The organism is Lewinella sp. LCG006 (assembly GCF_040784935.1).
Classification (GTDB): domain Bacteria; phylum Bacteroidota; class Bacteroidia; order Chitinophagales; family Saprospiraceae; genus Lewinella.
The window spans coordinates 1,262,775-1,284,250 of record NZ_CP160680.1; the positions used below are offsets into that span (position 1 = coordinate 1,262,775).

At 48.7% G+C, this 21,476-nt stretch carries 14 protein-coding genes and 3 tRNA genes; 9 read left to right on the forward strand and 8 right to left on the reverse strand.

Translation table 11 applies throughout. From position 1 onward, the window contains the following. The first annotated feature begins 59 nt into the window (after positions 1-59). Entirely contained in the window at positions 60-1,853 is a 1,794-nt protein-coding gene (locus AB0L18_RS04390; RefSeq protein WP_367391368.1) for a hypothetical protein, read from the forward strand. A 309-nt stretch (positions 1,854-2,162) separates the two neighbouring features. After that, positions 2,163-2,236, forward strand: a tRNA-Met gene (locus AB0L18_RS04395). 99 nt (positions 2,237-2,335) lie between these two features. Here the strand turns inward: AB0L18_RS04395 and AB0L18_RS04400 are convergent. Next, on the reverse strand, positions 2,336-3,715 hold the full coding sequence (locus tag AB0L18_RS04400; RefSeq protein WP_367391369.1) for a TlpA family protein disulfide reductase: 1,380 nt from the start codon (positions 3,713-3,715) through the stop codon (positions 2,336-2,338). A gap of 223 nt (positions 3,716-3,938) precedes the next feature. Here AB0L18_RS04400 and AB0L18_RS04405 point away from each other — a divergent pair, with 223 nt between their 5' ends. The 3 genes from AB0L18_RS04405 to AB0L18_RS04415 all read left to right on the forward strand — a co-directional run bounded on the left by AB0L18_RS04405 (position 3,939) and on the right by AB0L18_RS04415 (position 4,881). Then, positions 3,939-4,424, forward strand: a complete 486-nt coding sequence (locus AB0L18_RS04405; RefSeq protein ID WP_367391370.1) for a hypothetical protein — start codon at positions 3,939-3,941, stop codon at positions 4,422-4,424. Positions 4,425-4,727: 303 nt separating this feature from the next. Beyond that, positions 4,728-4,801: transfer RNA gene (locus AB0L18_RS04410), tRNA-Ile, on the forward strand. Positions 4,802-4,809: 8 nt separating this feature from the next. Next, a tRNA-Lys gene (locus tag AB0L18_RS04415) sits at positions 4,810-4,881 on the forward strand. Positions 4,882-5,005: 124 nt separating this feature from the next. Here the strand turns inward: AB0L18_RS04415 and AB0L18_RS04420 are convergent. The 4 genes from AB0L18_RS04420 to AB0L18_RS04435 all read right to left on the reverse strand — a co-directional run bounded on the left by AB0L18_RS04420 (position 5,006) and on the right by AB0L18_RS04435 (position 9,864). Beyond that, a complete protein-coding gene (locus AB0L18_RS04420) occupies positions 5,006-7,795 on the reverse strand; it encodes a TonB-dependent receptor (protein WP_367391371.1) in 2,790 nt (929 codons plus the stop codon). Positions 7,796-8,001: 206 nt separating this feature from the next. Further along, positions 8,002-8,541: a hypothetical protein gene (locus AB0L18_RS04425; protein ID WP_367391372.1), complete on the reverse strand. Its 540-nt coding sequence runs from the start codon at positions 8,539-8,541 to the stop codon at positions 8,002-8,004. Then, complete coding sequence (locus tag AB0L18_RS04430) at positions 8,534-9,004, reverse strand: hypothetical protein (RefSeq protein ID WP_367391373.1); 471 nt, start codon at positions 9,002-9,004, stop codon at positions 8,534-8,536. Before AB0L18_RS04430 ends, AB0L18_RS04425 begins: the two co-directional genes overlap by 8 nt. 146 nt (positions 9,005-9,150) lie before the next feature. Next, positions 9,151-9,864: a ComF family protein gene (locus AB0L18_RS04435; RefSeq protein ID WP_367391374.1), complete on the reverse strand. Its 714-nt coding sequence runs from the start codon at positions 9,862-9,864 to the stop codon at positions 9,151-9,153. A gap of 220 nt (positions 9,865-10,084) precedes the next feature. Here AB0L18_RS04435 and AB0L18_RS04440 point away from each other — a divergent pair, with 220 nt between their 5' ends. After that, positions 10,085-10,513 carry an NADAR family protein gene (locus tag AB0L18_RS04440; RefSeq protein WP_367391375.1) on the forward strand — a complete coding sequence of 143 codons (429 nt, stop codon included), beginning with the start codon at positions 10,085-10,087 and terminating at the stop codon, positions 10,511-10,513. Between the two features lie 35 nt (positions 10,514-10,548). Further along, positions 10,549-13,086: a T9SS type A sorting domain-containing protein gene (locus tag AB0L18_RS04445; protein ID WP_367391376.1), complete on the forward strand. Its 2,538-nt coding sequence runs from the start codon at positions 10,549-10,551 to the stop codon at positions 13,084-13,086. Between the two features lie 84 nt (positions 13,087-13,170). Here the strand turns inward: AB0L18_RS04445 and AB0L18_RS04450 are convergent, their stop codons facing one another. Both AB0L18_RS04450 and AB0L18_RS04455 read right to left on the reverse strand, forming a co-directional pair. Continuing rightward, positions 13,171-16,707, reverse strand: a complete 3,537-nt coding sequence (locus tag AB0L18_RS04450; protein ID WP_367391377.1) for a M1 family aminopeptidase — start codon at positions 16,705-16,707, stop codon at positions 13,171-13,173. A gap of 252 nt (positions 16,708-16,959) precedes the next feature. Continuing rightward, positions 16,960-17,835: an ABC transporter ATP-binding protein gene (locus tag AB0L18_RS04455; RefSeq protein WP_367391378.1), complete on the reverse strand. Its 876-nt coding sequence runs from the start codon at positions 17,833-17,835 to the stop codon at positions 16,960-16,962. Positions 17,836-18,033: 198 nt separating this feature from the next. Between AB0L18_RS04455 and AB0L18_RS04460 the strand changes: the two genes are divergently transcribed. Both AB0L18_RS04460 and AB0L18_RS04465 read left to right on the forward strand, forming a co-directional pair. Next, positions 18,034-19,146 (forward strand): sensor histidine kinase, encoded by a 1,113-nt coding sequence (locus AB0L18_RS04460; RefSeq protein WP_367391379.1) that lies wholly within the window; start codon positions 18,034-18,036, stop codon positions 19,144-19,146. Positions 19,147-19,156: 10 nt separating this feature from the next. Continuing rightward, positions 19,157-19,858, forward strand: a complete 702-nt coding sequence (locus AB0L18_RS04465) for a LytR/AlgR family response regulator transcription factor (RefSeq protein ID WP_367391380.1) — start codon at positions 19,157-19,159, stop codon at positions 19,856-19,858. Between the two features lie 733 nt (positions 19,859-20,591). On the opposite strand, the gene AB0L18_RS04470 is transcribed toward AB0L18_RS04465, so the two are convergent. After that, on the reverse strand, positions 20,592-21,440 hold the full coding sequence (locus tag AB0L18_RS04470; RefSeq protein WP_367391381.1) for a tetratricopeptide repeat protein: 849 nt from the start codon (positions 21,438-21,440) through the stop codon (positions 20,592-20,594). Positions 21,441-21,476: the final 36 nt, after the last annotated feature.

Consider the following 21,476-nt stretch of genomic DNA (forward strand, 5'->3'; position numbering starts at 1 on the left):
ATGAATTATCCTTTTCTTTGTGCTGTTTCCCAAAATTGTACTTGCAACAAATTTCTCACATGCTTCCTCTCTATCCAAAAAGAGCTGACGAGTTTTCTGCCAAAGCCATTCAACTACAAGCCCGTTACGACCAACTGGGCTGGGTACGCTTATTAGCTTTCCTGGGGTTGATCGCTGTGATCATCGTGGCTTGGCGCGAAACCCCGTGGTGGTCGGGCTTACTGATTACGGGGTTGGGGATTTTTGGCTTTGCGCAGTTGGTACGCTGGCACGGCCGCATCCAGATCGAGGCCCAGCACCAACAGCAATTGGCACTGCTCAATGCTGCTGAAGCTCAGGCACAAGACAATGACTTCCGTGCTTTTGCTCCCGGAACTGCCTTTATCGACCCGCAGCATCCCTACAGTTATGATATGGATTTATTTGGGCCTTACTCCCTCTTTCAGATGATCAACAGGGGGAGTACTTCCATTGGGCAGGCACGCCTCGCCAGCTGGCTACAAGAACCTGCTACTAACGCCATTATTGATGAACGACAAGCGGCCGCCCGCGACCTGGCCCAGCAGTTGGAATGGCAACATCACCTGCGGGCTTACGGAGCAGCACTAGAAGAAGAGGAAGGGCAGATTGATCGCTTGTACGACTGGCTACAGGAACCTTTTGTGGTAGAAGGTAATGCATTGCGCAAAGCAGCCCTTTGGGTCGCCCCCCTCTTGTTTATAATTTCCATGGCCTTGTGGCTAACCGTCTGGCCCTGGTACCAGGCATTGCTACTGCTGCTACCCGCTGGTTGGTGGTTGCGCAACAGCCTGGAAGAAGTACAAAAAATGCACGCCCTCACCGGACGTGCTGCTGACACCTTGCGGCGGTACGGTCAGTTGATTGCCCACATTGAAAAGGCACCGTTTACCGCACCTCGACTAAAGGCTTTAAAAGCCGCTTTTACGGAAGGCGACGTTTCTGCTTCAAGGGCCATCCATCAACTCGCCTATCGCGTGAGTCAGCTCGACGTTCGCTACAACGCTTTTGTCTTCCTGCTGGAATTTTCCGTCGTCTGGGATTTACAACAAGCCTACCGCATGGACAAGTGGAAGTTGCGCCACAGTGATCGCCTGCCCCAATGGTTTGATGCGTTGGCCGAACTGGAAGCACTCGTAAGCTTCGGCAACCTGACCATGAACCAACCCCAGTGGGTGTTCCCGACCCTACAAGAAGAACGACAATTGCACGCCGAAGCACTTGGTCATCCGCTGCTCCCCAATGATCAACGGGTCAGCAACGACATCAGTATGCCCACTGCAGGCCACATGCACCTGCTGACGGGTTCTAACATGGCCGGCAAAAGCACCTGGCTGCGGACGGTGGGTATCAATTTTGTATTGGCTCTGGCTGGTGCGCCCGTGTGCGCCAAGGAACTTCGCCTACCGCAGCTACAGGTATACACCAGTATGCGTACCCAGGATGCGCTGCACGAAAGTACCTCCAGCTTCTACGCAGAACTCAAGCGTTTAAAATTCATCATTGAAGCCGTGGAAGACCCTAGCAAAACGGCAGGTCGCCCGGTCTTCTTTCTCCTTGATGAGATTCTCAAAGGCACCAACTCGCGGGACCGACACACCGGCTCCAAAGCACTCATCCGACAACTCATTGCCAGTAAAGGCGCCGGCATCATTGCCACCCACGACCTGGAACTCGGTGCTCTGGAAGCCGAAGCCAACGGACAAATCGAAAACTGGGCCATTGAAGTTGACATCAAAGACGGACAACTCTTTTTTGATTATAAACTCAAGCGCGGCGTCAGCCAAAGTTTCAACGCAACTTTGTTGATGCAGCAGATGGGGATTAAGGTGTAGGGTGAGACTTGCCATATTGGGCTTCCTAAAAGCAAGGGGTGTAAAGGCAAATCTCACGGTACAGGGTACTTGGTAAAAGGTATAGGGACTTTGAAACACTAAGTTAAACCCGTCCCTCTAACCTCTACTCAAAGAAGGCATGGAAGTGCCTTCGCATCCTTCTACCACATTGGTCAGGGCCTCCCATTAGCTAGACTCAAACTATGGCATCATTTTTTCGCCCACTCTATTGCATATTCCAAAACAAACTTTTATCTTTGCGGTCGCTTAAGCAAGAACTCTTTAATAAGAGGCAAGCAAAAGCAATATGGCGTGGTAGCTCAGCTGGTTAGAGCGCGTGATTCATAATCCCGAGGTCGGCGGTTCAAGCCCGCCTCACGCTACGAAAAAAGAGCTCGAATGGTAACATTCGGGCTCTTTTTGTTTTCAGACTGCTCCGTAAGATCGGGTATAAAACCCGATCTTACGGAGCAGCATCCTCTCTAGTCTGCACCAAAAATCTCGGCCAACTTTGCTTCCAGCTGCGCGCCGCGCAGTCCGCGAGCGATGATCTTCCCTTCGGCATCCAAGAGGATGGTATGGGGGATAGAGCTTACACTGTACATTTGGGCCACTTCGTTTTTCCAGCCTTTGAGGTCGCTGACTTGTAGCCACTGGAGGCCATCCTGCTCGATGGCTTTGAGCCAGCGGTCTTTGGTATTATCGAGGCTGACGCCCAGGATTTCGAAGCCTTGTGCTTTATAGGTATCGTAGACGCGCTTGACGTTGGGGTTCTCTTTCCGGCAAGGGCCACACCAGCTCGCCCAGAAATCGACCAACACGACTTTGCCGCGCAGGTCGCTCAGGCTGATCGACTCTCCATTGGGGGTGGCTTGTGTGAAATCTGGTGCTTCGCCACCAATCATGAAACTCTTTTGGCTTTCAATCTGCTTGGCCAAATCAGCCGCCGCCTTGGGGTCTTGTTCGCTGAAATGGTCGATAAACTGCTGGGCGTAGGTGCCAAAAGCAGGATGATTCTTTTGCTTCAGGATGGCGATAATCCCGCCAAGGGCTAATTTCTCCGCCATACTTCCTTCGGGGATGGTGGCAAAAGTTGGGTCTACCGCAGCAGTAAAAGCTTCTTTTTCGGTATAGACCTGAGAAAGCGTATTGGTATAATTTTTGAACCCTTCGTACACCCAAGGCAACTCGTGGTAGGCCTCATCCTGCCAGTCGACAAACTGGAAAAATTCGCGGGCGAAGTAGGCAATCTCGTTGTCGTAATTCTCTTCACCGTGGTTGAAGTAACTCAGGTAGGTATTGAGTGCAGCGACCCTACCGAGGAAAGGGTTAGCCGTTTTCAATGAATCCAACAAGCGAATCCGACGCTGATCGACCTCGGCCATCATCTCAATCGACTGTGGCTTGAGAGATTCTTTGCGAAAACTCATCCGGTACATTTGTACCGCTTGTTGGTTGTCTTGATTGATGCTATTAAACTCTTCTTTCAGGGCGTTGTACTGGTCATTGATAACCGAGTTGTTGACCACCGAAGGAGTAGCTCCATTACAGCTGATGTTCAACACTACACCCTCTTCACCGCCCAGCACAATCGGCTGCAAATTTGCCGGATCAGGGCCGAAATAATAAAACCGGTGTCCATCCGCCGGAATTTCAAACTCGTAAACATTGTTGTTCCCACTGGCCGCGACGACAGGCTTGAAAGCGGTGCCATCAAAAGTGTACAAGGCCAAATCCTTGGTACAGGCTTGGGTTTCCGCTTTTACGATAAGTGTTTGCTGTGCCTGAAGCAAAAAGCAGGCCAGCAAGAGGGAGCATAAAATGGTGTAACGCATCGGGTAATAATTGAGATTCTTTATCATTTTTTCAAAAAACAAAATTAGGGCTTATTCAGCGGAATGACAACCCAGTAGATTAAAGCCACCGAATACTTCGATAAAAAGGGGCATCTGGTCGAAACAACGGCTCCAAGGCCAACCTCTTATCGTTAGAAATCGTTAATTTGCTATAGATTATTACCCCAGCGGGCAGGAATCATCAAAAAGATGCCTCTTATTCAACAGTATAAACAATAATAACAACAACATGACTACCCAACGCTCCTATCAATTTGGTGGCAACAACAAAAGCCCTTTTCAGGGTATCGTTGGCATCGTGGTAGGTATCCTTTTTTTGTTTGCTCTTTTCTTCTTTGTCCAGATTCTCTTCAAGATCCTCTGGTTCCTTTTACCGGTGATCGTGATCGCCACGGCAGTCATTGATTATAAGGTGATCCTCAACTATTTTGGTTGGATAGGAAAACTTTTCAAAAACAATGCGCTGGCCGGATTGGCAATGAGTGCGCTTACCATTATTGGTGCGCCAGTCGTGGCACTTTTCCTATTAGGGAAGGCTTTGCTCCGCAAAAAAATAAAGGACGTACAAACGGAGGCAGAACTCCGCCAAAACGGCGAATTCGTTGAATACGAAGAACTGGACAGCGAAACGATGGATTTGCCGCCGTTGGAGTCGCCCTTGCGTGCCGATCCACCACCCAAGAAAGATACGGGCTACGACGACATGTTCCGTTAGTCGCTGCGCTCCTGTACAGGGATATTTAGTAGAGGGTAGAGGATAGGGTCGCCTTTAAGGGATTCCCGTCTCTCTACCCAATGTTCAGGTATGCCTGAACAATCCCTCTACCCCCCTCGGGAACTTTTCCCTCCGCTTGCTGGTTATCCTCCTCAAATAAGCAAATGACATGTATTCAGCACAGCACATTTTCAAGATTTTCGGTAAAGGGTTAGCGCCTTAACGGAAGTCTTATGTCCTGGCTATACAGTGCAAAAGCGCCTTCCGTTGATTCGGGAGGCGCTTTTGTCTTTTGTGGTTCATGCTTGTGTAGCGTAATGGGTTAACGCATCCGTCTGATACGCGGAAGATTGGTGATTCGAGTCCATCCACAAGCACCTCATATCCCTTCAAAGCATTGCTGGCGATGCACCGGATTTTTGCTCCGGGTAACCAGGTTCGATTCCTGGTGGGGGGACTTTTTAAACTCAAAAAGGGAACTTAGCAAAGATGGTCTATGCGCCGGATTGAAGCTCCGGATATGGTGGATCGTTACCACCAGTTCCCGCATTTTGGAGGGAGGTCGGTGCTACCTCCAAAAGTCAAAACACCACCCCCACCCCTAACACCACCGTTCTGCTAGGCAAATAATGATTGCGGCGATCAACACCTGGTGCCAGGCGATTGGCATCTATGGGGGCATTTTGCTGACTACCAAAGGCTGTGGGGCCCAAATCTTCTAAAGAGGGCTCCGGATCAGCTCCGGTGTAGTTGGTAATGGTGATCAGGTTTTGACCCGTAAGGGAAATCTGGAGGGATTTATTACCACCATTCTTACCTAATGAGAAGCTACGGGCGATACGCAGATTGTCCAGCTTCAGAAAATCAGCTTTTTCTACGTACAGCGAAGAATACCGGGGGACACGGAGCTCATCAATCGCTAATTCCGTATCCACAAAATTGTAAAACCGCGTTCCGAAAACCTGCCGGGGTTCGTAATAAATCCTTTGCATGTTCACCAAGCTGTGACCAAATGCTCCCCGCAAAAATAGTTGTACCTGCCATTGTCCGGTGCGCAACTGATGGCTCCAGCCCAATTCAAAATCAGGCAAACCATTTCCTAGGTACCGAAAATCTCCTTCTGATGAAAATGCCGACCCCGCATCTGTAACCAATTGCCCATCCTGGTTGACGTCTTCCAAAACCTGGTTTCCTCCTGCGACGACGCCCGTGAAGACCGGCCCCACAATGGCACCTAGCTCCGCCCCCGTCCGTACAGTTACGGCCGGATTGAAAAATGGACCGCCACCCTCCGTCGCAAAATAAGGGCCATACTTCTCATCAGCGTATCGCGTGTTAAAGGTTGAAAAAATCACTCCCGTTGAATAATCGAATCTAGTCGTTTGCGCCAACTGCAGGCTGAGCCCTAGCTCCATACCTCTGGAGCTCAATGCATTGAGATTGCCGTAACGCTGACTAGATCCCACAAATTGCAGTGTGATCCAATCCTTCACCTCCCGGATGTACCCATCAGCAAAAACCGTCACTCCTCCTTTCTGAAAATCGAAGCCGATGTTCATTTCCTTTTTTTCTTCCCACTTAAGGGAAGGATTACTCGTCCAGCGGATATTTTCGACAATAGAGTTATTTGTTTGCTGAATCAAAACGACCCTCTCCTGGGATAAGCCTCCGCGATCTGGCAGTCCGCCGGTCACGCCGTAGCCCACTCTTAGTCGGAATTGATCGATCTTCTCCATGTTCCACAACTCCTTGAAATTGATGGCCGCTCCGATCCCCGGGAAGAGGCCCCAGCGATTGTTTTCTCCCAATTTACTGGCACCTTCGTAACGCAAGGAAGCATTCAGCACCAGCTTATCCGCAAAATCGAAGTTCATGCGCCCAAAAAAGGCCGACACCTTATTCGACCAGGCATTATTGATGGTATCCGTACGCGTAGCTACATCCACCCATTTTTCGTAGCTTCCAATCCGCTTGGTGCCAATTAAGTCCGGGTTGGCAAAACCATACAAGCCCAGGAATTGATCCTCGTGATTACCATCCTGATAAGCGGCACCCAACATTAAATCCATGGTCGACTTACGGTAGGATTTCTGGAAAGTGCCAAACAATTCGTACAGAGAAAAAGCATCTTCTTGGTCGTTAAGATCCGCTCGGCCTTTGTTTTCGTCCCTCGGGCCATAGGCATTACCCCGAAAGTAAGACTGAGGAGAATAATAAGCCCTTTCGTTGGAGAATACCTGCTGGTAAGCATACCGGAAGTTGAGCGACAAGCCAGTACCGATTTTATACTTCAACAAGGCAGCGGTGTTGAAGGCCTGTAATCTACCATCTCTTTCGTTCTGCTCAACCAATGCTTTTGGGTTGAAAGCATCGAAAAGGCCTACGCTCTCAAAGTAGCCGCCAAATTGTTCCGTATCTAACGGAAACGGACTGTTCTGGGCCAAGATAGGATTGGTGGGATTGAAAGTCACCGCATACCGAAAAGCTTCATTGAAGCCAAGTTGGCTGTTTTGGTCGGTAAAGGAAGCAGTTACCTGTACCTCAAGCATATCCTCTATGAGCTCACTAGCAATATTCATCCTGGTATTGATGCGACTGAACCCGGATTTATTCAATACACCTTCAACTTGCCGGTAATTTCCGGCCAGCTGGTAGTGGGTGTTTCCACGCTGCCCCGCTACTGCCAAGCGATGGGTGTTAGCGATACCATCGCGTTGAATCTCCTCCAACCAATTGGTCGTAGCGCCAAAGTCGGCACCTTGCTGTTGACGAAACGCGGCGGCATCAAGGACTGCTACTCCTGGATAGGCCGTCGAAATGGCCGCCTGTCCTTGATAAGAAAAGATCGTTGTGTCTTTTGAAAAATCACTCCCCACCGTAGAAATGAGCACGACACCATTAGACGCCCGGATGCCGTACATGGCTTGGGAAGCCCCATCTTTAAGGATGCTCATGGAAGTAATATCGTTAGGATCGACGTTCTGAATAGAGGCTCCTACCACGCCGTCAATGACATAAAGGGGCTGTTGCTGAGCATAGGAAGACAAGCCCCTGATACGGATAAGGCTCATCACGTTGGGGTCGCCGCCCCGGTTGTATACCTGTACCCCAGGCACTCTACCTTGAAGGAGCAGTAAGGGGTCGGAAATCAAACCCTGGTTAAAATCTTTTTGAGCAATCGTGACAACTGCTCCGGTTTTGTTTTGCGCCTGGTAGCCCCCATCGTTAAGCGGCATGTCGACACCTGCGATTTCTTGAGGTATTACGCCCCCCACTAAAGTATCTTGCTGCGCGAACAACGATGCTACACTGAGTAAGAAGAAGCTGCCGAAAAGAATACTTTGTAAATGGAGGGCCTTTGGTAAAATCATACTTGTTTGTGTGTGTGTGTGTGTGTGTGTTAAGGTGATAAAAGTTACACCCTTTTACTTTATTGGCTCTTCCTATTTTTGGGGAAACATCAATACTCATTGGGTTCTGATCATTTTTCTAACGGTTGCCAACCCGCCGCACTGGAGCGAAGCGGAAGTATGGACGGGTTGGCAACCGATGGGCGCGTTTATTTATATTTTCTTCCTTACGCTCTATAAGCAACTGCTCTTTGTACTTTTGTCGCTATTTTCTTCCTAGTTGATTTATCTTGAGCAATTTCATACTCTTGCTTCTTAATCATTAATTTCCACCAAACTAATGCAGGAACAAGCGTACCTGAATGTTCTTCTAAGCTATAAATAAATTCCATGTTAGGGGATTCTCGATTATTTATAACTCTGCTAAGCTTTGTATAATGGACGTTTAGTTCTTCTGATAATTTCTTTTTGGTTCGCTTTAAGATTCTAGTATACTCTTCTAATTGAGTACCGAAATCCATAGATTTTTCATAATCCCTGTTTTCAATATAGTCTTCAAGTTGATAGCGGAATCTCAAAAGGTCGGAGTAAGTTCTTTGATCTTCTGTTGTTTCAGAAAGCAGTTTCATTCTAAATGCTCTCAACTCTTCATTTACCTTTTCTTTTTCTTCAGCGGTCAAATCAGCAGGAATCAGCATAGCGTCAGCTATTTCCTCATCAGTATACTGTTTGCGCAGCTTTTCATATACTTTTTCGTAATTACTCATCTTTTAAATATTTTGTAATGATAGACTGGGCAACCTCTAGAAAAACAACCATACTCCTACCTGTCATAAGAAACCCAAACTTCTCCTGATAATAATTGACCAGTCGGGTTTTGGGCACAAGGGATACAAAACCATCATATCCTTTTTTAAAAGACATTTCACAAGCAAATCCAATCAAACAGCCAGGAATACCATCGATTTCTTTTTCCTTACCTCGATAAGGGATCGCCGATTCTATCAAATTTATATGAATTCTTAGTTCTTCACTTACATCCGTTAATGAAATTAAGCCGAGTAATTCAGTGCTACCTGATCTTACTATAGCGTATACTTCATTTGCTTCTTCTAGTGACCAATCGAACTCGAATTTTTTACCCCCTTTTAATTTCTTGATCTTAGCTTTAGTGAGCTTCTTTATCTTTCCATTGATTTTGTTTCCGGTTTTAGTATCTACCAGATTCATATGCCCCTTCGTTTACTTACAAAAATACTAATTTTTATTTACAAAATCAATAAATATTTTTGCAAAAAAAACACACGCTATGTTTTTATTTATAAAAACCAGTCTTTTTCTAGTTCATCTTCTTTCATAAAACAAAAATAGCCCCCCTAATCACTCGCCATCGCAATCGTCGCCATACTCAATCTCGTAGCTGGCAAGGCCAACAGTTGTGTAGCACAAGCTTCCAACGTAGCGCCGGTCGTTAGTACATCATCGACCAGCAAGATATGTTTTCCCTGAACGAGTTCCGGCTTTTTTACCCGAAAGGCGGTCTGTGCATTTTCTAGTCGTTCCTGACGTGATTTGCGGGTCTGTGATTCGGCGTATTCCGGGCGTTCGAGGGCGTAAGGATAGTGAGGAATTTCCATGCTCTCGGCCAAGCCACCTCCAAAAGCAGCGGCTTGATTGTAGCCCCGCTGGTGTTGCTTACGCGGATGGAGGGGTACAGGTATGATGGCTTCTATGTCTTGAAAATGGCTTTGCTCTCGCAATTGCTGCCCGAACAGTAGGCCCAGTTGATGCCCGATCTCTGGTTTGTGATCGTATTTGAGTTGGTGGATCAGGCGTTGTACCCGGCCGGATTTTGAAAAATAGTATTGAGCGGCACCGGTTTCCAGCGGTACTCTGCCCCAAAAGACTTCGGTGAAAGCGTTTTCCTTTTGCTCGTGTTGCTTGGTTTTGGGTAACTGAAATTCACAGCTCAAACAGAGCAACTCGTTATTAGGGGGTAAATTATTCCCACAGGCCAGGCAGAGCTTGGGATAAAGCAGGTTGAAAAAATCATGCAGCCAACGAAAATGGCGAGTAGCAGTAGTAGTCAAAGCCGATTGGTTTTAAAAACGAATCTCCATAGAGCGCTGCGCTTGGCACGCAAAAACTTTACTAAACTACTAAATTTGTCCGATAATAAAAATTTCATCCACCGCCGCATAGCCCACGAATTACAAACAGGATATAACGCGTACAGGAGGAACCATTTCCCTTTATTATCTCTTAGTGTTTTGATAAAAATAAAGCCTTTAAACCCTAAAACAAACCCCGATGATTAAGGAATTCAAAGAGGAGTACCGATGGTTGAGCAACTTCTACCTGGTTGATATCCGGTACGAAGGTAAACGCTTCGCTTCGGTAGAATACGCCTACCAAAGTGCCAAAAGTAATGACCGCGAATGGAAAAAACTGTGTAAAGAAGGTAAGCTTAAGCAAAGCAAAATCAAGCGCCAAAGTAAAAACATCGAGCGGGTCGCCAATTGGGACAGCATCAAAATTGACGTGATGAGGACCTGTCTCCATGCTAAGTTTACGCAGGAACCTTTACGGACGCTGCTCCTCGAAACAGGTGATCAATATCTACAGGAAGGCAATACCTGGGGCGACACCTTCTGGGGGGTAGACCTGGAAACTGGTGAAGGCGAAAACCAGCTGGGCAAGCTTCTGATGGAAATCAGAGCAGAACTGAAGCACATTTAGATTTTCAGGCAAAACCTTATCTTTCGAAAAAAAGCATGTACCACTTACGCCCACTCTTTGCCTGCCTCGTGCTCGGATGTCTGATCATTAGTTGCAAGCAATCAACAGCATCTTCCTCTCCTGCAGAACCCGAACAAATCCCGGCAGATTGGCTGTTCCGTCAGCGGGCTTTTCCTTTCGGGGAATTGGATGGTGTGGCCTATAAAAATGCGCTGAAACACCGCACACTTCTCGCCGAAGCACAACAAGCCAACGCTGCCAACAAAGACTTGACGACGGCCCTCTGGCAATTTGCTGGGCCCATTAATGTTGGTGGCCGAATCACCGATGTGGAAATGACACTCGGCACACCGGGTACTATTTTCGTGGGTGCTGCCGCTGGTGGCGTCTTCCGTTCCAGTGATATGGGAGCGAGTTGGGAAGCCGTTTTCGACGACATGCCCAGCCTCGCGATTGGAGATATTGCCCTGGCCCCCAGCAATGAAGACATCGTCTATGTAGGCACCGGCGAAGCCAATGCTGGCGGCGGATCTATTGCCTACGATGGCTTGGGCGTTTTTCGCTCCGAAGATGGCGGCTCCTCCTGGGAAGCGCGTGGACTGGAAAATGTAGGTAGCATCGGGCGCGTATTGGTTGACCCACTCGACGCCGATCGGCTTTACGTCGCTGCTATGGGTACGCTGTTTGCCAATAACGACCAAAGAGGGGTATACCGTAGCCTTGATGGAGGCAATAGCTGGGAGCAAGTGTTATTCCTCTCCGACAGTACTGGTGCCGTAGATTTGGCTTTACACCCTTCGGATCCCAACACCCTCTACGCTGCCATGTGGGAAAGGATTCGTCGGCCAGACCGGCGGCAATATACTGGCATCACTTCTGGCATCTATAAAAGTACCGACGGCGGCACTACCTGGCAGGTACTCGGCAACGGTTTGCCTACACTTGCCTCCGAAAAAGGGCGAATCAGCTTGGCTATCGCGCCCTCCGATCCCAACCGCATTTATGCTGGCTATGTCAATAGCAATGGCTATCTCGCCAATATGATGATCTCGGAGAATGCCGGGGCCAGTTGGTCCAACCTGCCCATTACGGACCTGGGGATTGCTCCCTTCGATTGGTGGTTTAACCGGGTGGTGGTACACCCTACCAATGCGGACAAACTCTATTATGTAGGGTTTAATATCAACGAATACCTTCCGGAAGAACAACGCTGGACCTTGGCCTTCGCAGGCGTACACGTAGATCAACACAGTCTTTGGATTGCTCCCAATGACCCCGACTTCATGCTCCTGGGCAATGATGGTGGCCTCTACTACAGTGAAGATGCTGGCCAGACCTACAGCAAATGGGAGAACCTGCCCATCACCCAATTTTACACCTGTGAGATAGACAACCAGCAACCTGAACGCCTCTACGGTGGCACCCAAGACAATGGTACCAATCGTACACTTACCGGAGCTGATGACGACTGGGCTCAAATTTATGGTGGCGATGGCTTCCGCGTATTGGTTGACCCTACCGACAACAATTACGTTTACGCTACCTTTCAATACGGCAACATTGCCCGCTCGACTGATGGTGGCAACAGTTTCATAGCTGCGACCAACGATCTCAGTGGCAGCCGTCGCAACTGGTATACACCTTATGTATTAGACCCTACGGATCCGTCCAGGCTTTTCCTAGGTGCAGAACGTGTCTACCGTTCTGACGACCGAGCACAGAGCTGGACGCCCATCAGCCCTGACCTTAGCAATGGAAGCACAGGTACCAACGGCCTCGTTTTTGGCACCATCACCTCACTCAGCGTTTCTGCGCTTGACAACCAGGTCATCTGGGTAGGCACCGATGATGGCAATGTGTGGGTCAGCACCAATGGCGGTACCACCTGGACTTCATTATCGGCCGATCTGCCCGAACGTTGGGTCACTAGCATCACTGCTGATCCTAATGATCCAGCCTCGGCTTACCTCACCTTCTCTGGCTACCGCTTTGGCACCAACATGAGCCACGTTTACTTCACCGACGATTACGGAGCAACCTGGCAAGACCTCAACGGTGATCTGCCCGATATCCCGGTCAACGACCTGGTGATCCATCCCGATAACGGAACCCTGTTTTTAGCCACCGATATAGGCGTCTTCTTTTCGGAAAACAATGGTACCAACTGGCAATTACTGGGGCTGGAAATCCCACCTGTCATCATTACGGACCTCACCTTGCATTTGCCAACGGAAACCCTGGTGGCAGCTACTTTTGGGCGTTCGCTCTGGAAAATCCCGATAGGTACCGACGTAAATACAAGGCAAGCAACGGCACTTTCCCTGGATTGGAGCGTTTACCCCAATCCCACCCGCAACCAAGCACAAATAAAGGTAAGCATAGCACACGAAGGGCCTTACCAGTTGTTGGTTTTCAACTCCTTAGGGCAGCAGGTAAGCCAAATTTTCAATGGCCGACTTTCCACTGGTGAACATCAACTAGCTTTGGATGCAACGGGTTGGCCGAAAGGCAATTACTTTTTGCAATGGCATAGTAGCAACCAGGTGAGTAGCAGGAGATTGGTAGTAGAATAGGTATTGATAGCCTTGTTCTGCTGGAACAAGTTTTGCGGTAAGCGCCAAAACAGCCTCCAGCAGAACAAGGCTAAAAGATCAAACCTAAAATTTCCACTGATTATCTCCTTTTACGGCTTCCAGCCTACTGCCGAAGGGATCAACGATGACGAAGGAGGGGCGCTGATCGGTGATCACGGTGCACACTTGGGTACCAGTCTCTAGGCAAAACCTTGTCAGCAATAGTGGTTTTTCACCCTGCCTTAAATGTTGTGGCGCTTGCTTAAAAAGCCCCAATACGATAGGCTCCTCCAGGCCTATTGCCCGCAATTCGCCATTAGGCATTAGCTCATGACGTTGCGCCTTGATGGTAGCCGTTACTTCGTAGCGTCCATCCTGTCGTTCTTTAATGGTGGCTTTTTCAATTTCCAAATCATAAGTGATCCTTCGTTTCAACCAATCATTGATCAAGACGGTATCGGAGGGAGAAGTATGGGTATAGAGTGCTTCCAAAAAATCCAGACTGGTAAAGCTAGGATTGACCTCACAACTGTGCTGCTCCAGCAATGTACGCAGCATCAGATTCATCCGCTGTTCCCCCAGTAGCTCCCGCAAGGCCAGCATAGCAATGAATCCCTTGCCGTAAGCGAGGTAGCTTTCGTTTTGACAAAGGAACAAAGGAGACTCCCTTTTATCAGCCAGCGATCGTTCCTGAAAATATTGTTGCTGAGCGGTTTTACTCAGCTGCCAAACCGCCCCGAGGCCTTCCGATTTTTCCATTACAATGGCTTCGGTGTATTTAGCCAATCCTTCCAACAAAAACGCCGATCCAGCGACATTTTTAGGACATAAGCTTCCGCCCCACCATTGATGAGCCACCTCGTGGATGGTCCGTTTAGCAACCAGATTAAAAGCATCAGAAGCACGGGTGTCTATCATAAAAAGGCGATTTTCGACCATGCTGATGGTGCCCGCCATGGCTTGCCCACCGAAAGGCCAATGTCCTGGTATTTCCGCAATCCGCAGGTGATCAAGAGGGTAAGCTCCAAAATTATGCTGGCAGTAATCTAATGCCAATTTGGTCTGATCTTTAATCAGCGAGAGGTTCTTGCCGTGTGCAGGATGATAGTAAAACTCCAGCTTGAGTCCCTTGTATTGGCTTTGATCAATTTCATAATGCGCCGAGAAATAATTCAACATGGGCAACGTCGGTAGCTTGCTCTGATAATGATAATAATTGCGCCCCCCCTTAGACCAATGATTCACCAAGTTGCCGGGAGCAATAGCGGTTTGTTGACCAGAAGTAGACAAAAAGCAATTAAAGTGAATTTTTCCTACCGTCGCATTAGGCAAATGCAAGGAAGCTTCCTCCTGGACGATCTCCTCACGCAGCGGCAGGCCACGTCGAATCCTCTCTTTTTCATCTCGAATTTCCAGACTCGGCCGATAATTAAGAACCGGATCAAATTCATTACGCATCAGGTAGCTTCCATTGGCTACCAATCCTTTGGCAATGGCAAACCCTTTTTTCTGGTAATAAAGCTCGTAAGTATAGCGCAATGTATCGCCCGGACACAAGGGTGCAGCGAGCTTATACAGGCGGGTATGGAAAAAAGTATCCCGATCTACCAGAGTTCCTCCATCAATGACAAAAGATTCCAATGGGACTCTTTCAGACACGAAAATGGCTGTTACGGCGGTGTCACTTTTATTTTCAACAAGGTAACTGGCCCAAACCCGGTAAGCACCCTTTGCTGTATACAAATCAACCTTTGTATCAATAGCCTTAGGAAACAGCCGGTGAGGTTGGTCCCATTTTTTAAACTTACGTTCGTAAGCTTCCTGAAAATCCAACTGGGTCTTTGGCGATAGATAATCCCCTTCTATATTGACTTGATGGTAGATACAGCCACCTGAAACAATCCAAAGACCCAACAAAACGAGGAACACTAAAGTGAAGCCTTGAGGCCAACTTGTTCTCCGACCATTGGTACGTGACAGCCAAGCCTGCCAGGCTATTCCCCCTAGCAACAACCCCAGCAAAAGCCAGTGCACTGCCAGGTAATGAAACCCCTTGCTGTAGTCGCCATAACCATTCATATCGGTGTAAACAACCTCAGGAAAACCTCCTGGTTGTAGAAGAGGATGGTGAAGCCCCAGTCGAGCGGCTACCGTTGGCTGAAACACTATAATCAGCAAAAAGGTCAGCAACATACCCAGGTACTTTTTGGGGCTAACAACCTGGATAAACAAAGCCAGTAAACTGTAGAAAAGCAGAGGGAGCCCTTCGTAATAAAACAAACTGAGATACAAACCCGGCTCAAAAGTGTAATACCCACTGGCTACTTGAAACCCCAGGCCCAGCAAGATGCTGGTAATCATTAGACTCAAAGGAAGAAGGATCAAGCAAAGCCACTTTGAGAGCAATAAGCTTTGCTTCTTTACCAGCCCTGTATTAATGAGTTCCTCCACATTTAAAGCTCGCTCTCGCCACACCAATTCGCCGCTATAAAACACCAGCAGCAAACTACTCAACCAAGGCAGTGGATCTCGAATGAGCCACAACAATAGTCCTGTAGAAGGATAAAGCTGTTCGCCGTAACTGCCTCCGCTGTAGACCCTGCTGTATATTTCGGTAAATACAATCACGACCCAGATTCCCAAGATGGCCAAATAAGGGAGACTCCCAAATACGTATTGGAGCTCAATCCGCAGCATTGATCTTAAAGCTGGCCACCACTGTTCAGGCACTAGCTCCACCTCTCGGGACACCTCGCGAGCCTTCGCTGGCATGGGTGCTGTCTCCTCCAGCAATGGCTTCCTTTGCGGTAGAAATGTTGGCCGTTTCATTTTGCCCACAACCACGAAACACAAGGAAAAGCCCAGCCACAATAAGCGATTGTACAACAAATAGCCCTCCGGGTGCAGCAAATCATGATTCTTTTGGTAAATCGTCCAGGATTGGGTTTGCTCAAAAAAAGCGGAGATTCCAAAAGGGTCGGCCAAGGCTGCCACCATCAACTGCCCTTCCCCTGGTGGTGTTGCGTTGGCCATCAATGGCGCATTCAGAAAAAGGGCACATATCCAGTACAGTGCATAGATACCCACCGCCGTGGCGTAGGTTGCCAGCGCATTCCGGCTCCAATGAGCCACAACAAAAATTACGCTCCCACAAATGATATTATTGGGGATAATAAACCAAAACCAGGCAGCAACATAATAGGATAAAGCCCCTTCGCCCCACTGATTTCCGGCTCGCTGCAAGGGCAAAACTTCCCCTAATAAACCTCCTAGTAAAAAGGGACTGATGGCCAATACGCCAAAGATGATGACCCCCAAATAACGGCTCCAAAAGAGAGGGCCTGCCCCTATGGGACTACTATCGACCAGGCTGACAAAGTCATACTTCTGGTCGCGTAAAACCCCACTCACCGTGAAGAACATCAAGGGGAATACGACCGCTAATGAAAACAGCGCTGTATGAAAGGCTATTTGAAACGGGCCATTCACCATGATTTGTGGCGATGCATAGCCTTGTACCGTGAGCAATACCCCTAAGCCCAAGAACAACAGTGCAAAAAGCAATAAAGTACGTTGCCGTGACTGATAATAGGCTTCAAAAGATAGTAGTTGTAAAAACATAAAGCACGATTTTTTGGAAGCGGTAAAGAGGAATTGTCGTATTGCTTAAAATAGCGTTGCTCTGCACCCATTTTTAGGAACAGCACGAAAATAAAAAGCGATTTTGTTTTCCAAATAGTTGAATAAGCGCTTCATTTCAAGCCCGTCTGGCCAGCCGGACAGGCGTTTTAACTATTTGGGAAACCTGCCTGCCATCGAGGATGCCGAGCAGGCAGGCTTGAGAAAAATCGCAGTTTATTTTCTGCGCAATACTTAATGATTGAGTGCAGTGAAATAAACGCTTTCCAAATCCGGCTGCAAAGGCAAGAATCCTTCTCCTGGCGGACTATCGGCAAGGACTTGCACTATCTTTTTCCCGGATAAGAGGCGGGTACTGATCACCTTATATTGCTGCTGGTAAGCGGCCAAGTGATTTTTATCAATGGTTTTTTGCCAAATTCTACCCGCTAATGCAGCGCACAATTCTTCTGGATTACCTTGTGCCACAATACTTCCCTGATTCATAATGGCCATTTGTGGACACAATTGGCGTACATCTTCTACCAAATGAGTAGAAAGGAGGACGATAATATTTTCGCCAATCTCACTGAGCAAATTGAGGAAACGGTACCGCTCCTGAGGATCAAGTCCGGCGGTAGGTTCGTCAACAATAACCAGTTGAGGCTTACCAAGTAGTGCCTGTGCAATGCCAAACCGCTGCCGCATACCACCTGAAAAGGTATGAACTGCCCGCTTGCGTTGTGCATAAAGATTGGTCTGCTCGAGGAGTGCAGCCACTTGTTCCCTACGTTGGTGTTTATCGACAAGTCCTTTCAAAAGGGCTAAATGATCCAGCAAACGCTCTGCCGATATCTTGGGATACACCCCAAAGGACTGGGGCAGGTAACCCAAGACCTTACGGATGGCAGCGGGATCATGCAATACATCCATTCCGTTGAAATGAATACTGCCCTGGTCGGGCAATTGCAAGGTTGCCAGGGTACGCATCAGCGTAGATTTACCGGCCCCGTTAGGACCTAATAATCCAAACATTCCATTGCTCAATTGGAGGTCGATGCTACGAAGTGCTTCCACGCCATTGGGGTAAGTTTTAGTGAGACCATTGATGGTCAGAAGATGATTATTCATAACTGTTATTTGCACCAAAACTCCTACCACTACAGCCTGTTTCCAAAGATCAATGTCAAAACAGCCCTTTTTGACCATCAACACTATGGCTGACAGTACCAACCGTGTTGGTGAGCATTAGCGTTGAGTTGGTGTCCATTTTGGAGGTGTTGGTGCATAATTTTGGTAGATACTTACGATGGAGCTTATTTTTGAAGCATGAATAACTTACTCCAACGTTATCGCCCGCTTTGGTTGGGCGCACTGATCACCCTCTTCTTGGTCATTAGCTTACGGGCGATTGGCTTCCTGCTTATCGACCCTAGCGAAATGGGCCCCAATCTGGTCATCTTCACTTTTTGGTGGCTGTTGCTGGCTTTTTTGCTGTACCGTTTTGATCGGGTTGCCCACAAGATGAAGCTACTTGGGCACCTGGGTATCATGGCATTTTTGCTAATCGCCGCCATTGTGGTGGGCAGTTCCTCCGCTTTCGACGATAACCCGCTGACCATCACACTGCTGATTGCTGCGGCACTCTACCTATTCCGCTGGCTCGTGCCCAATTTTTTCCGTCTTTATCAATGGTTCATCATCGGTAGCTACCTGGTTTTGCTAACTATTTTTGCGGTCGCTCGATTTAAGCCTGCTTATTTTGAAGCCCATTCCGATGTTTTGTACGCCGCTTTTTTTTGGCCCGTGCCCTTGCTGCTGGCACTATGGGTTTACCAACAATGGAAGTGGCTAAAATCTATCCGCGCGGAAAAGGCGGAGGCCGAACTCGCACTACTCAAATCCCAGATCAATCCTCATTTTTTCTTCAATACCCTCAACAACCTCTACTCCCTCACGGTAGAGCAGTCGCCAAAAGCACCAGAGATGATCGTGAAGCTATCGGAGATGATGCGCTATACCATCTACGAAGGAAAAAAGGAGTGGGTGCCGGTGTTGGAAGAAGTACATTACTTGCAAAATTACCTCGAGCTACAAGAGATCAGGCACCACCACCAGGTGAACATCAGTTTCTACCAAGAGCTTGAGCCAGGAGTGCAAGTATCGCCCTTATTGTTTATTGTCTTGTTGGAAAACGCCTTCAAACACGGGGCCGAGCATTTGCTGAAAGATGCTTATATTCAACTTCAGCTTGTCGCAAAAGAAAGCCAAATCACTTTTTCTGTCGAGAATAATTTCGATCCCGAAGTACTAACAAGCAGTACCGACGGGATTGGCCTGGAAAACCTTCGTCGACGGCTGAACCTCGTCTACCCCGGCAACTACACGCTCAAAACAATAAAGACTGACAACACTTACCAAGCCATATTAACCATCGGATAAACTCACCCCTATGATCAAATACCTCATTGTCGACGATGAACCCCTGGCCCACCAACTTATCCGTAAATTTGCCCAGGAGCTTCCGCATTTGCAGTTGGTACAGCAGTGCTACAACGCACTCGAAGCCATGGCTTATCTTCGTCAACATCCGGTCGATCTAATCTTTCTTGACTTACACATGCCTCGCCTCTCTGGGTTCGATTTTCTGCGTACGCTGGGCCAGCCACCCAAGGTGATTGTCACCACGGCCCACAAAGAATTTGCCCTTGAAGGCTATGAACTCAATGTGGCCGACTACCTCCTCAAGCCCTTCAGCTTCGAAAGATTCCTAAAGGCCATCAACAATGCTTTTCCGGTGCAAGGCCCTCCCCCACCCACCACTATGGTAGCTGAACCCTCCACGACGGTACAGCGCCTTTTCGTCAAAGGTGACAAGGTCTATCATCATCTCCACCTGCCCGATATCCTGCTGCTTGAGGCTTACGGCAGCTATACCAAGGTACATCTGCTCACAGGGATGCTGCTCACCCATACTCCGCTTTCTTTTTATCTCCAACAGCTCCCGTCCGCTACATTTCTGCGCGTCCACAAATCCTTTATCGTTGCCACGCCCAAGATCGATCGCATTGCTGGCAACCGTATTTACATTGGCAGCCATGAGGTGCCTATCGGGCAGACTTTCAAGCAGCAGGTGATGGCCTTGTTGCCTTAGAAAAAGGCTATTCGGGGATCATGCTAGGCTGTGCTGGCCACTGCTTGCTCCGTTCTTAGGGGTGAGCGCAGGGCTTCCCACCTCCGTCACTTTGTGACACCTCCGCCCGAGCGGAGGATAGTGATTTTGCTTGAGCGGAAGTGGCCACAGGACGAAGGAGGCACATCGCTAGCGGATGCGCTAGGGATGGTAACCAGGCCCGTTGAGGGCAGCCCCTTAGGGCCGATCCCGCCAGGCGGGAGAGTGGTGGACAGCCCGACCCGAAGCTTTGCGAAGGGGAGCGCCCAAAAAAACCAACGGGGACTCAGTTGGACGTTCGGCAAAAGGCCGTAGAGGGATACGGATCGCTTCGCGGTCCTATGGTAGATAATGATGCCTATTCGTATAAATACATTCATACATTCACGTATTCACAAGCCACTCCCTGCGTCTACCGCGTGGTGCACGCCCCACCTAGTGGATCATAAATGCATAACAAACAATGTATTAGACGCTTTTTCGGATACAGATTCTCCACCCCCGGCCTTCGGCCATTTGTACGACTTCTCACCCCCGGCCTTCGGCCACCCCCGCCAGCGGGGGACATTGTTCAGGGTTGTTGTCCTGTTTTCGGCAGGGGGTGTTGTTTCTTCTAGCATCACCCAAATGTGTTCCGCTGGAGCGACCGATCCACGGGATCAAGGTCTACCAGCGGCACATCAGGCAGGCTGTGCAGAACTTAGTGCCCAAAGCACTAGTTCAAAACCGAGGCCAGAGCGGTCAGATCTGTTTCGTAGAGCTGGTAAAATTCTTCTACGTAGGGGCGGCGGTTATAGTCATTTTTGGCAAAAGCTTGTCGGGCTTGGGCTAGATAGCGGCGAGCTTGGGCAGTGTGACCTTCTTGTGCGTGGGTTTTGGCGAGCCAGTAAAGGAGGTCGGCATTGTAATCTTCGAGCGTGAGGCCGGTTTCGAAGGATTGGATAGCGGTGGCAGGGTCGCCCATCTTAAGGTAGGCAATGCCGCGGAAGAGAAAAGTCTCGGGAGCGATGTATTTGAAACCGGTGACACCCGTCTCGTACTTGATATGCTGATCGAAATAGCTGATGGCAGAAGGGTACTGCCCCAACTGCAAGTAACAGATGCCCCGCATAAAGTCGACGCTGACAGATTGGGGGTAATCGACCACCCCGGGAGTGATGGTGTCGAGGCGGTTGAAGTCGGTGAGGGCACGCTCGTAGTCGTGATAGAAATAGAGGTAAAGATAGCCGCGCCAGCCGGTCCAGCCGAGAGGATCGAGGTCGGCAGCTTTGCCATAGTAATGGGGAAAGGCCGAGGCGATACCGCGCTTGAGGTAGGGTACGCCGATCTCGCGGTAGACCAATGCATTATTGGGGTCTAGCGTGCGCGCTTCTTCGAGGATCAGTTGGCAGGCTGGAGAACCTTGATAGTAGTTGCTAATACCATCAACGAGGGTTCTAGCCAGTGCTGTTTTTTCTTCAGGTGAGAAGGATTTACGGTACCAATGATGCCTTTGCTGGCCGCAAGAGGTGAATAAAACCAACAACAGAAGCGGCAACAGGAGGAGATGTTTTCTTTGAACCATATTAGAGATTTGTCTGGGCAAATTCGTGAATTTGCC

Coding starts and splice junctions, on each gene's coding strand:
- AB0L18_RS04465 (WP_367391380.1), top strand. CDS start 19,157: ATGATCAAATACCTCATTGTCGACGATGAACCCCTGGCCCACCAACTT.
- AB0L18_RS04470 (WP_367391381.1), bottom strand. CDS start 21,440: ATGGTTCAAAGAAAACATCTCCTCCTGTTGCCGCTTCTGTTGTTGGTT.
- AB0L18_RS04425 (WP_367391372.1), bottom strand. CDS start 8,541: ATGAGTAATTACGAAAAAGTATATGAAAAGCTGCGCAAACAGTATACT.
- AB0L18_RS04390 (WP_367391368.1), top strand. CDS start 60: ATGCTTCCTCTCTATCCAAAAAGAGCTGACGAGTTTTCTGCCAAAGCC.
- AB0L18_RS04455 (WP_367391378.1), bottom strand. CDS start 17,835: ATGAATAATCATCTTCTGACCATCAATGGTCTCACTAAAACTTACCCC.
- AB0L18_RS04445 (WP_367391376.1), top strand. CDS start 10,549: ATGTACCACTTACGCCCACTCTTTGCCTGCCTCGTGCTCGGATGTCTG.
- AB0L18_RS04430 (WP_367391373.1), bottom strand. CDS start 9,004: ATGAATCTGGTAGATACTAAAACCGGAAACAAAATCAATGGAAAGATA.
- AB0L18_RS04460 (WP_367391379.1), top strand. CDS start 18,034: ATGAATAACTTACTCCAACGTTATCGCCCGCTTTGGTTGGGCGCACTG.
- AB0L18_RS04440 (WP_367391375.1), top strand. CDS start 10,085: ATGATTAAGGAATTCAAAGAGGAGTACCGATGGTTGAGCAACTTCTAC.
- AB0L18_RS04420 (WP_367391371.1), bottom strand. CDS start 7,795: ATGATTTTACCAAAGGCCCTCCATTTACAAAGTATTCTTTTCGGCAGC.
- AB0L18_RS04450 (WP_367391377.1), bottom strand. CDS start 16,707: ATGTTTTTACAACTACTATCTTTTGAAGCCTATTATCAGTCACGGCAA.
- AB0L18_RS04400 (WP_367391369.1), bottom strand. CDS start 3,715: ATGATAAAGAATCTCAATTATTACCCGATGCGTTACACCATTTTATGC.
- AB0L18_RS04405 (WP_367391370.1), top strand. CDS start 3,939: ATGACTACCCAACGCTCCTATCAATTTGGTGGCAACAACAAAAGCCCT.